This window comes from Pseudomonas sp. TE3644, from assembly GCF_056278815.1.
In genome coordinates this window covers 59767-72349 of sequence record NZ_JBWBQF010000001.1, presented here as the reverse complement: position 1 = coordinate 72349, position 12583 = coordinate 59767, and the positions used below count along the sequence as shown (strand labels likewise).

Sequence of the window (12583 nt, the reverse complement as noted above, 5' to 3'; positions counted from 1 at the left end):
AGCCATCCATGTCCGATTCCCGCCCCGCCCCCGCCCACCACATCGCAATCATCGGCGGCGGCCCTGCCGGTTTGATGGCGGCCGAAGTGCTCAGCCAGGCCGGCGCCCGCGTCGAGGTGTTCGACGCCATGCCGTCGGTCGGCCGCAAGTTCCTGCTGGCCGGGGTGGGCGGCATGAACATCACCCACTCCGAGCCCTACCCGGCCTTCGTCGGCCGTTATGCCGAGCGCCAGGCTGAAGTGGCTGCGCTGCTGGAAGGCTTTAATGCCGATGACCTGTGCCAGTGGATTCACGGTTTGGGCATCGACACGTTCATCGGCACCTCCGGCCGCGTGTTCCCCACCGACATGAAAGCCGCCCCGCTGCTGCGCGCCTGGCTCAAGCGCCTGCGCGAACAGGGTGTGGTTATCCACACCCGGCATCGCTGGCAGGGTTGGAACGCGGACGGGAGCCTGTGCATAACCCATTCCGGGGGTGAGATCGCGCTCAACCCAGACGCCACGCTGCTGGCGTTGGGCGGCGCCAGTTGGGCGCGGTTGGGGTCGGACGGCGCCTGGCTGCCATGGTTGCAGGCGCGCGGTGTGGATACAGCACCGTTGCAGGCGGCCAACTGCGGTTTCGAAGTGGCGGCCTGGAGCCAACTGCTGCGCGACAAGTTTGCCGGGGCACCGTTGAAGAACGTGGCCATGCACCTGGCCGACGGGGCGCCGCGCCTGGGTGAGGCGATCGTCACCGCAGGCGGTATCGAAGGCAGCCTGGTGTATGCGCTGTCGGCGCAGATTCGCGAGCAGATCAATGCGACGGGCCAATCAACGGTCTATCTCGATCTGCTGCCCAACAAGGCTGTGGATAAAGTCGCCGCGGCGCTGAGCAAGCCGCGTGGGTCGCGCTCCATGGCCAAGCATCTGCACAGCGCCCTGGGCATTGATGGGGTGAAGGCGGCGTTGCTGCGTGAGTTGACCGACAAGGCCACGTTCGATGATCCACAGGCCCTGGCCCGGGCGATCAAGGCGCTGCCGATTGTGCTGGTGCGGCCACGGCCGCTGGATGAGGCGATCAGTACCGCGGGTGGGGTGCGCTTCGAAGGGCTGGATGACGGGTTGATGCTGAAGGCGGTGCCGGGGGTGTTCTGCGCCGGCGAGATGCTGGATTGGGAGGCGCCTACGGGCGGGTATCTGCTGACGGCCTGCTTCGCCAGTGGGCGCCGCGCCGCAGAGGGCGCGTTGGGGTGGCTGGCCACTGGATGATGGTGCCGGTGCTGGCCTCATCGCGAGCAAGCTTTGCTCCCACAGTGTTAAGGCAAGCACCGATGTAGGGCTTTACATTGTGGGAGCAAGCTTTGCTCTCACAGTGTTAAGGCAAGCACCGATGTTGGGCTTTACATTGTGGGAGCAAGCTTTGCTCTCACAGTGTTAGGGCAAGCACCGATGTTGGGCTTTACATTGTGGGAGCAAGCTTTGCTTCCACAGTGTTAGGGCAAGCACCGATGTTGGGCTTTACATTGTGGGAGCAAAGCTTGCTCGCGAGAGGCCAGTAGCCCCTGCGCCTGAATCAGGGTTTACGCTTGCGTGGGCCGGTGTTGAACACCGGCACCTTGCGCACCGGCCGCGGCGCTGGAGCCACGTTTTCGGTCGGGGTGTCGCCGCTGTCCATCCATTTGCCCAGCGTTTTCTTGCCGCCGCTGACCTTGGGCTTCTTCGGCTTTTTCGGCTTCTTCAGCACGTCGCCGCTGGCGTTGGTTTCCGGCACACGGTGATCAGGCTCGAAACCGGCTTCGTCGACACGCTTGAGGGTCTGGCGGGTCAGCACTTCAATGGCCGACAGCAGCTGCACTTCATCAGCGCACACCAACGAGATCGCCTCACCGGTCTGGCCAGCACGGCCGGTACGACCGATGCGGTGCACGTAGTCTTCAGCCACGATCGGCAGGTCGAAGTTGACCACGGTTGGCAGGTCATCAATGTCCAGGCCGCGAGCAGCAACGTCGGTGGCCACCAGGATCTGTACTTCGCTGGCCTTGAAGCGATCCAGGGCGCGCTGGCGGGTAGCCTGGGGCTTGTCGCCGTGGATGCCGTCGGCGTTGATACCCAGGCCCTGCAGGCGCTCGACCAGTGCGTCAACACCGTTGCGGGTCTTGGCGAACACCAGGGTCTGCTGCCACTTGTGGCGCTTCATCAGGTGGATGAACAGCTCCGGCTTGCGCTTCTTGTCCACCGTGACCACCCACTGCTTGACCGAGGCCGCAGCGACGTTGCGCGGGCTGACTTCGATGCTCAGCGGGTTGTTGAGCATCTGCCCGGCCAGCAGGCGGATGGCGTCGGAGAAGGTGGCGGAGAACAGCAGGGTCTGGCGCTTCTTGGGCAGGGCGGCGTAGATGTCACGCAGCTCTTCGGCGAAGCCCAGGTCGAGCATGCGGTCGGCTTCGTCCAGCACCAGGGTTTCCAGCTGGCTGAACTTGACTGCGTTCTGGCGGTAGAGGTCCAGCAGACGGCCGGGGGTGGCCACCAGCAGGTCGACGCCCTTGCGCAGCTTCATCATCTGCGGGTTGATGCTGACGCCGCCGTATACCGCGTAGGTGCTCAGCGGCAGGTGCTGGCCGTATTCCTGGATGTTGGCGTGCACCTGCTCGGCCAGTTCGCGGGTCGGCACCAGCACCAGTGCGCGCACCGAGTTGCTGGCCACTTTCGGGCCTTCCATGGTCAGGCGTTGCAGCATCGGCAGGGCGAAGCCGGCGGTCTTGCCGGTGCCGGTCTGGGCGGCGGCCATCAGGTCGCGGCCGGCCAGCACGGCCGGAATGGCCTGGGCCTGGACTGGCGTCGGGGTCTGGTAGCCGAGGGTTTCCAGGGCGCGCAGCAGGGGTTCAATCAGGCCAAGGGTGGCGAATGTCATGGGGGTACCGTCAGGTGAAGTTCTGCAATGGGGGGCAGTTTACCTTGTTGGCGGCGGTTGCTGCTCACCAGCGCGATCAATAGATCAAAGCCGAACCTGTAGCCGCTGCCGAAGGCTGCGCTGGCCCTCTGCCTCACTGGAGATCTTCAGTGTCTGCAAGGGCCAGCGCAGCCTGGCGGCAGCGGCTACGCTGGGTGCGGGTTAGCCGCGATGTTTGCGCAGGGCGTCGCCGATCTTGGCGGCGGGGACTTTCTGCAAGGTGCAGAACAGTTCGTGCGAAACGTTGGGCAGGCCGTGGGTGGTGCGCAATTGACCCGCCAGGTGCTGGATCAGGTTGGCCGCCATCTCGGCGTCGGCCATAGCCCGGTGGGCGGTGCCTGTGTTTGGCAGGCCGGCCCATTGGGTCAGGGTGCCCAGTTTATGGTTGGGCGCCGCCGGCATCAGGCGGCGGGCCAGCAGCATCGAGCAGGCAAAGCGCTGGCGGCGCTCGCGGCGCAGCAGGCCCAGTTCGAAATCCCAGAACCGCTGGTCGAACGAAGCGTTGTGCGCCAACAGTGGCGTGTCACCGACAAAATCAGCCACTTCGTTCATCACCTGGGCCGCAGGCGGCGCTGCGCGCACCATGGCCGTGCTGATGCCGGTCAGGCTGGTGACGAAGGCCGGCACCGCAACGCCGCCGTTCATCAGGCTCTGGTAACGGTCCACGATCTGCCCGCGTTCGAGCATCACCACGGCGATTTCGGTGGCACGGCAGTAGGCCCCCGGCGAGATGCCGGTGGTTTCAAAGTCGATGACAGCAATACGTTCCACTACAACTCCAGGGTATTCAGTTCTTGAGCAGCAACGCGCCTTCGATGGGCACGTAGCGGCTGGCGGCGCGGATCAGCGAATTGGCGGTCAGCCCAGGCACACCGTAGGCCACGGCCTGCACGCCGTGCTTGCTGATGATGCGTTCGAGCAGCATGTCGAAGTCGCCATCACCGGAGGCCAGCACCACTTCGTCGACGTGATCGGCGGCGTCCATGATGTCCAGGGTGATGCCCACGTCCCAGTCGCCCTTGGCCGAGCCGTCGCTGCGCTGGATGTAGGGCTTGAGCTTTACCGTGAACCCCAGGTTGCGCAGGATCTGCTGGAACTGCTGCTGCTTGCTGTCACCGCGATCGATGGCATAGGCGTAGGCCTCGACGATCTGGCCATGCTTGCTGATGTCGGCCCACAGGGCGGCATAGTTGAAATGGCAGCCGTAAGCCTGGCGCACGGTGTAATAGAGGTTTTGTACATCGGCGAACACCGCGATTCTTTTCACCGCACATCCTCGTGGCGCCAAAGCGCTCGACCTTGATCAGGCCGTCAGTATGCCAGTTGCGACGCGGGTGCTGGGAATTGTCTGGCGAAATGGCCCGCCGGGTGGTGGCGGGCCATTGGCCGAGGGGGGGATCAGACGAAGGTATCGTCGTCGTCGAAGAAGCTGCCGCCGCTGTCATCGTTGAAGTCGGTGTCGGCGAAGCCACTGTTGTCGTTGTTGCCCCACGCGTCGTTATTGGCGAAACGCTCGGGTTCGCCACCCCAACCGCCCTGGTCCTGCACCGGTGCTGGCTCTTGCAGCACTTCGACAATTTCCTGGGGCTGGTTGTTGTGGTGGAACAGGCTGCTGATGCCCTCGGCCAGCATCACACCACCGGCCACGCCGGCTGCGGTCTGCAGTGCACCACGCATGAAGCCGCCGCCGGCCGGGGCCGCCGCCTGTTGTGGCGGTGGTGGGGGCGCGTACTGGGGCTGTTGCGGTGGCTGCTGATACTGATTGGCAGGCTCGCGCCAGCCGCCGGACGACTGCGGTGCCGGGGCAGGTGCCGCCGGGCGCGAGCTGCCGCCGAAGATGCTGGACAGAAAACCACCGCTGGCCTGGGGCTGTTGCTGGGAAGCGGCAGCAGCCTGGGCCTGGGCTTGGGCCAGGTCCGATTGCAATTGTTTGACCTGCTCGTCCATGCGCTTGAGGGCCGCTTCCTGCACCAGGATGGCCTGGGCCATGTAGTAAGGCACTGCCGGTTGCGCGGCCACATGTTCCTTGATCCGCTCGAACGCCTGGGCGTCGCGTGGGGCTGCTCCCGTTTCGGCTTGCTTGAGCCGGGTAAACAGACCATCGATCAGGGTTTGCTCTTCGCTGTTCATGGCGACCTCGTTAGATTGCCGGTAAAAATGTCGGCCCGGCCCGGTATGGGCGGCCTGTGTACAAAATGGGGCACGGCCATGACGGTTTCAATGGCGGCACCGCATGAAACTTCCTTCAGGCAGCCATCGGTGACGGCGGTTGGAGCGGCTGGGCGCATCGGCTAAAGTGTCGGCCTGCTTTTACATGTGCGATACCGACTGATGAACCCGCTGACCGTCTTGCGTGACTCCCTGTATTTTTTCCGCCGCAACCTGCTGGCCATCGCCCAACTGTGCCTGCCGCTGGTGGTGCTGGAAGCCCTGGGCGCACAAATGGTGCAACAGGCCGTGGGCCCCGATGCCTCGCCTATGTATGACATCGCCGTGGGGCTGCTGTTCTACCCGCTGTACACCGGCGCGCTGATCCTGTTCCTGGACGCCCGCAGCAAAGGCCTGCAACCGCTCAAGCGCAACCTGCTGGCGGCCACCCTGCGCATGTGGCCGTATTTCGCCCTGCTGGCGGCGACCAGCACCGTGCTGATCATGCTGGGCCTGTCGCTGTTCATGCTGCCGGGGCTATATGTGCTGGTGAAACTGGTGTTCTCCGAATACCTGCTGGTATTGCGCGGCCTGACGCCCATGTCGGCCATGCGCGAGAGCTTCCAGCTGACCCAGGGGCATTTCGTGCGCATCCTCACCTGCCTGCTGGGGGCGATGCTGCCACTGGGCGCCATCGAGCTGGCCAGCGCCATGGTATGGCCGGAGCCCAGCCACTGGCAGCAACTGCTGCTGGACAGCGTCAACGGCTTCCTGCAGCTGTTCACCAGTGTGGTGCTGTACCGCCTGTTCATGCTGCGCGTGGACGACACCGGCCAGGCCTGAGGCTTGGGCGCGACGAGCGGCTCGGTTATGCTGCGGTGATACCGCAAAGCCATAAGCCGAGCCCATGACCCGATTGCTGCGCATTTCCCTGCTGGTACTACTGGCCCTGGCACTGCTGGCGGGGCTGCTGGTCTACACCCTCACCTGGCGCCCCCAGCCCCGCGAAAAGCTTGCGCAGACCTGCCGTGCGCAGGCCCCGCAACTGGTGCCCGGCCAGGCCGTGAAGGTGATGACCTGGAACGTGCAGCACCTGGCCGGCAAGCAATACGTGTTCTGGTACGACCTGCCCGACGGCAGCGGCCCGGACGAGCGCGCCACCCGCGAAGACCTGGCCTACAACCTTGATGAAGTGACCCGGGTGATCCGCGACGAGCAGCCCGACGTGCTGCTGTTGCAGGAACTGGACGACAACGCCAAGGCCAGCGACTACCAGGACCAGCTGGCGTTGCTGCGTGCCCGCATCGTCGACCTGTACCCGTGCGGCGTCGAAGCGTTCGACTGGAAGGCCGACTTTATCCCCAACCCGCATATTCTCGGCAGTGTTGGCCGCAAGTTGGCCACGCTTAGTCGCTATCAAATCGTGCAGGCCGAACGTCAGCAATTGCCACGCCGCGAAGGGCACTGGCTGACGGCGCCCTTCGATCCGCATCGCGCGCTGCTGACCAGCTACCTGCCAATTCAGGGCGGCGGGCAACTGGCGGTGCTCAATACTCATCTGGATGACTACGCACCTGACGAAGATACCCAGGCGCGGCAGATTCAGGCGATTCTCAAGCGTATCGACCGCATGGAGAGCCATGGCACGCCGTGGTTGCTGGGCGGGGATTTCAATGCCCTGCCGCTGGGGCAGGCGATGCGTTTGCCGCCGGCGCAGCGGGCGGCCTATCCCGCCGACAGCGACCTGCATCTGCTGTGGGATCGTTACCCCATGATTCCGGACAACACCGAGGCCAGTGGCGAGGATCGTGCGGACTGGTTTACCCACTACCCCAACGACCCGGCGATAGCGGCGCCGGATCGCACGCTGGATTACCTGTTCCATAGCCCCAAGCTCAAGCGCATCGAGGCACGGGTGCGCCAGGAGGATACCGAGGAGATCTCGGATCACCTGCCGCTGACGGCGCGGGTGCTGCTGCCGCCGCCAACGGTCCCGTAGCCACAACTTTCTTCTGTGGGAGCGGGTTCTACCCGCGAAGGCCATCCCGCGGAATGGCTGACGAACCGCGTGGTTCTTTTCGCGGGTAGAACCCGCTCCCACGAAGGGTCATTTGCGGGGTTTGATGCGCGCGGTGGCTTCGGCGATCAGGGGGTCGTCCGGCCAGTAGTGTTTGGGGTAGCGGCCTTTGAGGTCCTTCTTAACTTCGGCATAGGTGGTGCGCCAGAAGTTGGCCAGGTCCTGGGTCACCTGCACCGGGCGGCGCGCCGGGGACAGCAGGTGCAGCAATACTTGCTGGCGGCCATTGGCGATACGCGGGGTTTCAGCCAGGCCAAACAGCTCCTGCAATCGTACGGCCAGGATCGGCGGATGCTCGCTGTAATCCAGCCGCACATTGCTGCCCGACGGCACCGTCAGGTGCTGCGGGGCCCATTCGTCCAGGCGCTGCGGCAGCGGCCAGGGCAAGGCGTTGCGCAGGATGGAGGACAGGTCCAGGTTGCCGAAGTGGCTCAGGCGCGTGACCTTGCCCAGATACGGTTCCAACCAATCTTCCAGCGTGGCCAGCAGGGCAGCATCGCTGACGTCCGGCCATTCGCTGCTGGTACCCTTGGCCAGGTCCAGCTGGCGCAGCAGGTTGACCCGCGCCTGCCATTGGCGCAGTTCCGGGGTCCAGGGCAGCAGTTCCAGCCCTTTGCGCCGCACCAGCCCGGCCAGCGCCCGGGCGCGTGCGGCATCGTCCAGGCCGGGCAGTGGCTCGCGGCTGAGTACCAGTTCGCCCACCTTGCGCTGGCGTTCGGCGCGCAGCACGCCTTCGCGCTCATCCCACTCCAGCTGATCGACCTGGCGCACCTGCTCGGCCAGCACGCCGTCGAACAGGTGCGCATCGAAATCAGTGGCCAGGTAGATGCGCTCTTCACGCTGACCCTGGCGGCTGCCGAGGTCGGCGATGACAATCCATTCATGCTTCATCAGCGCGTCCGGCTCGCCGAACTGCGCAGCGCGGCCGTTGGCTAGGCGGTATTCGCCGCCACCGGCACGGCGTTGCTGGGCAACCCGGTCGGGGTAGGCCAACGCCAGCAAGGCGCCGAGCCAGCGGGGATGATCGGCATCGCCGACCGGCTCACTTGCAGCCCCTTTCAGATAGCCACGGTATTGCCGTGCCAGTTGTCTCACCCGCTGCACCCCGCCCTGACTGCCTCGGCCGCCGCGCTGCTCGCCGGACAACAGGCCCAGACGACTGTGCAAGTCGGCACCTGCACCACGGACGATGTCACGTTCGCCCAGCAAGGCGGCCACGTCACAGGCCAGGTCAGCCAGCCCCAGCGCCTGCCCGCGCAACAACAGATGGGCGATGCGCGGATGCGCCGGTAGCTGGGCCATGGCCTGACCGTGCTCGGTGAGGCTGACCGCCGTTGGCTCGGCGAGCGCGCCCAGGCGTACCAGCAGGTCCAGCGCCTGGCTGTAGGCGGCAGCAGGCGGCAGGTCGAGCCAGCTCAACTGCGCCGGGGTGACGCCCCAGCGGTTCAATTGCAGGGCAAGGCCGGCAAGGTCGGCCTGCAGGATTTCGGCAGCACCGTACGCCGCCAGTTGCTCGTGCTGCGCTTCGGACCACAGGCGATAACACACACCCGGCTCCAGCCGCCCTGCCCGGCCGGCGCGCTGGGTGGCGCTGGCGCGGGAGATGCGCTGGGTGTCCAGGCGGGTCATGCCGCTGCCCGGGTCGAAACGCGGCACCCGCGCCAGGCCCGCGTCGATGACCACGCGCACGCCGTCGATGGTCAGGCTGGTCTCGGCGATATTGGTGGCCATTACCACCTTGCGCTTGCCGGGCGGTGCCGGATCGATGGCGGCGCGCTGGGCGTTAAGGTCCAGTTCGCCGTGCAATGGGCACAGCAGCACGTTGCCGCCCTCGCCCAGGGCATCGCTGAGTTGCTGGTGCACGCGGCGGATTTCGGCCTGACCGGGCAGGAACACCAGCAGGCTGCCGGTCTCGTCGTTGAGCGCTTCGAGCACGGTATTGACCACCCGCGGCTCGATAAACTCGCCGGGCTGGAACGGCCGACCCCAGCGCATCGCCACCGGGAACATGCGCCCTTCGCTGCGCACCACCGGCGCGTCGTCGAGCATGGCTGCCAGGCGCTCTCCCTCCAGGGTCGCGGACATCAGCAGGATCTTCAGCGGCGGATCGTCACGCAGCAACTCGCGGCCGTTGAGGCTCAGGGCCAGCGCCAGGTCGGCGTCCAGGCTGCGCTCATGGAATTCGTCGAAGATCAGCAGCCCCACGCCATCCAGCGCCGGATCATCCTGCAGCCGACGCGTGAGAATGCCTTCGGTGACCACTTCGATGCGGGTCTTGGGCCCCACGCGGCTTTCCAGGCGGATGCGATAACCCACGGTTTCACCGACCTTTTCCCCCAGCTCGCTGGCCAGGCGCTCGGCGGCCGCGCGGGCGGCCAGGCGCCGCGGTTCCAGCATCAGGATGGTCTGGCCGGCCAGCCAGGGTTCATCCAGCAGCGCCAGCGGCACACGGGTGGTTTTACCGGCGCCGGGCGGCGCTTCGAGGACGGCTTCGTGGCGTTCGCTCAGCGCTTCGCGTAGCGCAGGCAGAACGACATCAATTGGCAATGAAATCATGGTGGCTCCCAAGCAAGCCGACGAGTATAACGGCGAACCAGAGCTGCATAATCATGGTCTTAATTACAGCGACCCGGTACGGTTGCATTTACCTTTTCGGAGATTCCCATGCGTATTCCTTCGCGTTTGATTGGCGGCGTCCTGGTCGGCGCCCTGCTCACCCAGGTAACGGCCTGCGGCAGCCTCTTTTACCCTGAGCGTCGCGGCCAGATCGAAGGCCGCATCGACCCGGTGATTGCCATCGCCGACGCCGTCGGGCTGCTGTTCTACATCATCCCCGGCCTGATCGCGTTCGGTGTCGACTTTGCCACCGGCGCCATCTACTTCCCCCATGGCAAGACCGCCCAGGTCGCGCCGGAAAAACTGCGCGAAGCCGTGGGCGTCGACGGCAAGGTGGACCGCGCCAAGCTGGAAGCCATCCTGCACAATGAACTGGGTCGCAGCCTGCCCCTGAACGACCCGCGCCTGATCGAGAGCCGTGGCAGCGTCGAACAGCTGGCCATGTACGGCCTCAAGCCCGCCGCATAAGCACAGGCCCCCATGACCACATCCGCTCGCCACATCAAGCTGCTGCGCCTGGCCACCCGGGCGTCGCTGGCCACGGCCACGATCCTGATCATTGCCAAGGCCATCGCCTGGTGGTTGAGCGGTTCGGTCAGCCTGCTGGCCGGCCTCACCGACTCGGTGCTGGACGGTGCCACCTCGTTCCTCAACCTGCTGGCCGTGCACTACGCCCTGCGGCCCGCCGATGAGGATCATCGCTACGGGCACGGCAAGGCCGAGGCCATGGCGGGCATGGCCCAGGCGCTGTTCATTGGTTTCAGTGCCGTGCTGATCGCCTACCAGGCCATCGAACGTCTGCAAAACCCGCAGCCGCTGGGGCAGGCCGGGGTGGGTATCGCGGTGATGGTGCTGTCGCTGGTGCTGACCGCAGGCCTGTTGGCCATTCAGTTCAAGGTGATCCGCGAAACCGGCTCCACCGCCATCCGCGCCGACTCGCTGCATTACCGCTCGGACATGATGCTCAACGGCAGCATCCTGGTGGCGTTGCTGCTGGCGCAGTTCGGCTTCGGGCAGATGGACGCCTACTTTGGCCTGGGAATTTCGCTGTACATCCTCTGGAGCGCAGTGCAGATCGCCCGGGAAAGCTCGGCCATCCTGATGGATCAGGAGTTGCCGGTGGATGTCAGTGAGCAGATGCTGCAACTGGCCTGCGCAGTGCCTGGCGTGCTGGGTGCCCATGACCTGCGCACGCGAGTGTCGGGCAACCATTGGTTCGTGCAGTTGCACCTGGAATTACCGGGGGACCTGACCCTGACCGCCGCCCATGACCTGTGCGAACAGGCCGAGGCGGCGATCATGGCGCAGTACCCGAAGGCCGAAGTGCTGGTGCACGCCGACCCCGAAGACGTGGTGCGGGCCGGCAAGCCCCACACGCCTCAATTCACCCTGTAACCCCGGGTGCTCAGGCACGACGCCAAGGCGTTGCGGTAGCTGTACACCACCGCAGGGTCGGGGGCGTAGGTGGCGTTGGCCGGGTCGAAGCCGGTCTGTTGCACGGCAATTCGGTAGCACTCGTACTTGTCTTGCTGGATCTGCTCGGGGCTTTGCCCGTAGGCCGGGTAGACGGCTACGTCATATGGGTCGGCTGCTGGCTGCGGCTGCTCCACCTGGGCAACGGGCGGGTTCACCACTTCATATTCCTGGGAGCTATCCAGCCACTGGTAATAGCTGCCGGCGGCGAGGAAAAGCAACGAGCCGCCAATCCACACTTCGCTGGCGTAGTCGGGCAGATAGCGGGTGCGAATGCCGCGTGGCGGCGCCACCACGATGTAGCGCGGGCCCTCGGGACGGTACCAATAACCGCCTGAGTAGAAGTAGTCACCGCCACGGTACGGCACGCGGTAGGACTGGCCGGGGAAGCGATCCACAAATTGCCCCGGACGGTACTGCGGGCCGGGGCCCCAGCCATTGCCACGGCCATCCGGACGGCCGGGCCAGCGGCGGTCGTCACGACGATCGCGGTTGGGCATGTCGGCATAGTTGCCACGAATCGGTTGCTGGGTCTGGCGCACTTCGTCAGGGCGGGGGCGAATCGGCGGTTGTTCGACCTGCTGTTGGCGTGGCTCCTGGTGGAACTGATATTGCCCGCTTTGCTGCGGCGCACGCGGTTGCTCCTGATGGAACTGCGTGGGGGTGTCGCGCTGCTGGTGGAACTGCGGCTGGGCGTTTTGCGGGCGAGCGTTGCCCGGTTGCTGATCGCGGTTGAAGTTCTGCTGGTGGAACTGGTACTGGCCGCTTTGCTGCTGCGGGCGTTGTTGCTGCTGTTGTTGCTGCGGCTGCGGACGGTTTTCATGCTGACCACCACCGCGTTGCTGCCCTGGCGGGCCCCGATGATCATCCTGCGGCCCCGGGCCTTCGGCCAGGACCTGAGCGCTCGCGCTCACGCAGAGTAAACCAACACCTGCCAAATGCCAGATGCGCGACTTCATGCTGTTCCTCACGGGGGGATTGGGGCGTATAGATGAGACTGGAAAAACCGGGTTCGGTTCTTCAAGTCTATCAGTCTGTATGGGAAGGGTATCGGCGGGGACATGTTTTTCATGCGCGGGTATTTTTTGGCGCACAAATAAAGAAGGGGAGACCCGTCGGCCTCCCCTTGAGTATCTTCCGTCCTGCTCGACGCTTGTGGCGTCGGCTCACCTCACGCCGTCTTCTGGACAGTGTGTAACCCGGGGGCCAGCACGTCCCCTGTGGGGGCGGTGGCCGCAACCTGCCTGCTTGGGTCTGGTTGCAGTGGACTCGTGTCCGGGTAGTGATTCTGGTTAAAAGAATACGGCGAAGCCGGCGGCACAGGATTGCTAAGATTGCTGA

Annotated in this window: 11 protein-coding genes; 5 read left to right on the top strand and 6 right to left on the bottom strand. The window is 65.2% G+C overall.

The genetic code is table 11. From position 1 onward, the window contains the following. Nucleotides 1-8 precede the first annotated feature (8 nt). The gene (locus tag ACZ9GA_RS00340; protein WP_457357987.1) at nucleotides 9-1247 is read left to right on the top strand and encodes a TIGR03862 family flavoprotein; all 1239 of its coding nucleotides are present in this window, start codon (nucleotides 9-11) and stop codon (nucleotides 1245-1247) included. Between the two features lie 304 nt (nucleotides 1248-1551). Here ACZ9GA_RS00340 and ACZ9GA_RS00335 read toward each other — a convergent pair whose 3' ends face one another. From ACZ9GA_RS00335 to ACZ9GA_RS00320, 4 genes are all read right to left on the bottom strand, one after another. Beyond that, nucleotides 1552-2889, bottom strand: coding sequence for an RNA helicase RhlE1 (locus ACZ9GA_RS00335; RefSeq protein WP_457357989.1), 1338 nt, complete (start codon nucleotides 2887-2889; stop codon nucleotides 1552-1554). Between the two features lie 201 nt (nucleotides 2890-3090). Then, entirely contained in the window at nucleotides 3091-3699 is a 609-nt protein-coding gene (locus tag ACZ9GA_RS00330) for a 3'-5' exonuclease (protein ID WP_457357991.1), read from the bottom strand. Nucleotides 3700-3715: 16 nt separating this feature from the next. Further along, entirely contained in the window at nucleotides 3716-4195 is a 480-nt protein-coding gene (locus tag ACZ9GA_RS00325) for a LabA-like NYN domain-containing protein (RefSeq protein ID WP_027981137.1), read from the bottom strand. Nucleotides 4196-4326: 131 nt separating this feature from the next. Then, nucleotides 4327-5058 carry a DUF2076 domain-containing protein gene (locus tag ACZ9GA_RS00320; RefSeq protein WP_457357993.1) on the bottom strand — a complete coding sequence of 244 codons (732 nt, stop codon included), beginning with the start codon at nucleotides 5056-5058 and terminating at the stop codon, nucleotides 4327-4329. A gap of 201 nt (nucleotides 5059-5259) precedes the next feature. On the opposite strand from ACZ9GA_RS00320, the gene ACZ9GA_RS00315 reads away from it, so the two are divergent. Both ACZ9GA_RS00315 and ACZ9GA_RS00310 read left to right on the top strand, forming a co-directional pair. After that, a complete protein-coding gene (locus ACZ9GA_RS00315) occupies nucleotides 5260-5919 on the top strand; it encodes a hypothetical protein (RefSeq protein WP_457357995.1) in 660 nt (219 codons plus the stop codon). Between the two features lie 64 nt (nucleotides 5920-5983). After that, the gene (locus ACZ9GA_RS00310; protein WP_457357996.1) at nucleotides 5984-7075 is read left to right on the top strand and encodes an endonuclease/exonuclease/phosphatase family protein; all 1092 of its coding nucleotides are present in this window, start codon (nucleotides 5984-5986) and stop codon (nucleotides 7073-7075) included. Nucleotides 7076-7183: 108 nt separating this feature from the next. On the opposite strand, the gene hrpB is transcribed toward ACZ9GA_RS00310, so the two are convergent. Next, nucleotides 7184-9709, bottom strand: a complete 2526-nt coding sequence (gene hrpB, locus ACZ9GA_RS00305) for an ATP-dependent helicase HrpB (protein WP_457357998.1) — start codon at nucleotides 9707-9709, stop codon at nucleotides 7184-7186. A gap of 108 nt (nucleotides 9710-9817) precedes the next feature. Between hrpB and ACZ9GA_RS00300 the strand changes: the two genes are divergently transcribed. Both ACZ9GA_RS00300 and ACZ9GA_RS00295 read left to right on the top strand, forming a co-directional pair. Beyond that, nucleotides 9818-10237 carry a hypothetical protein gene (locus ACZ9GA_RS00300; RefSeq protein ID WP_027981110.1) on the top strand — a complete coding sequence of 140 codons (420 nt, stop codon included), beginning with the start codon at nucleotides 9818-9820 and terminating at the stop codon, nucleotides 10235-10237. Nucleotides 10238-10249: 12 nt separating this feature from the next. Continuing rightward, nucleotides 10250-11164, top strand: a complete 915-nt coding sequence (locus tag ACZ9GA_RS00295) for a cation diffusion facilitator family transporter (protein ID WP_457358000.1) — start codon at nucleotides 10250-10252, stop codon at nucleotides 11162-11164. On the opposite strand, the gene ACZ9GA_RS00290 is transcribed toward ACZ9GA_RS00295, so the two are convergent. Next, nucleotides 11149-12201, bottom strand: coding sequence for a DUF6515 family protein (locus tag ACZ9GA_RS00290; RefSeq protein ID WP_457358002.1), 1053 nt, complete (start codon nucleotides 12199-12201; stop codon nucleotides 11149-11151). The genes ACZ9GA_RS00295 and ACZ9GA_RS00290 overlap by 16 nt on opposite strands. Nucleotides 12202-12583: the final 382 nt, after the last annotated feature.

Coding starts and splice junctions, on each gene's coding strand:
- ACZ9GA_RS00340 (WP_457357987.1), top strand. CDS start 9: ATGTCCGATTCCCGCCCCGCCCCCGCCCACCACATCGCAATCATCGGC.
- ACZ9GA_RS00335 (WP_457357989.1), bottom strand. CDS start 2,889: ATGACATTCGCCACCCTTGGCCTGATTGAACCCCTGCTGCGCGCCCTG.
- ACZ9GA_RS00320 (WP_457357993.1), bottom strand. CDS start 5,058: ATGAACAGCGAAGAGCAAACCCTGATCGATGGTCTGTTTACCCGGCTC.
- ACZ9GA_RS00315 (WP_457357995.1), top strand. CDS start 5,260: ATGAACCCGCTGACCGTCTTGCGTGACTCCCTGTATTTTTTCCGCCGC.
- ACZ9GA_RS00310 (WP_457357996.1), top strand. CDS start 5,984: ATGACCCGATTGCTGCGCATTTCCCTGCTGGTACTACTGGCCCTGGCA.
- hrpB (WP_457357998.1), bottom strand. CDS start 9,709: ATGATTTCATTGCCAATTGATGTCGTTCTGCCTGCGCTACGCGAAGCG.
- ACZ9GA_RS00300 (WP_027981110.1), top strand. CDS start 9,818: ATGCGTATTCCTTCGCGTTTGATTGGCGGCGTCCTGGTCGGCGCCCTG.
- ACZ9GA_RS00295 (WP_457358000.1), top strand. CDS start 10,250: ATGACCACATCCGCTCGCCACATCAAGCTGCTGCGCCTGGCCACCCGG.
- ACZ9GA_RS00290 (WP_457358002.1), bottom strand. CDS start 12,201: ATGAAGTCGCGCATCTGGCATTTGGCAGGTGTTGGTTTACTCTGCGTG.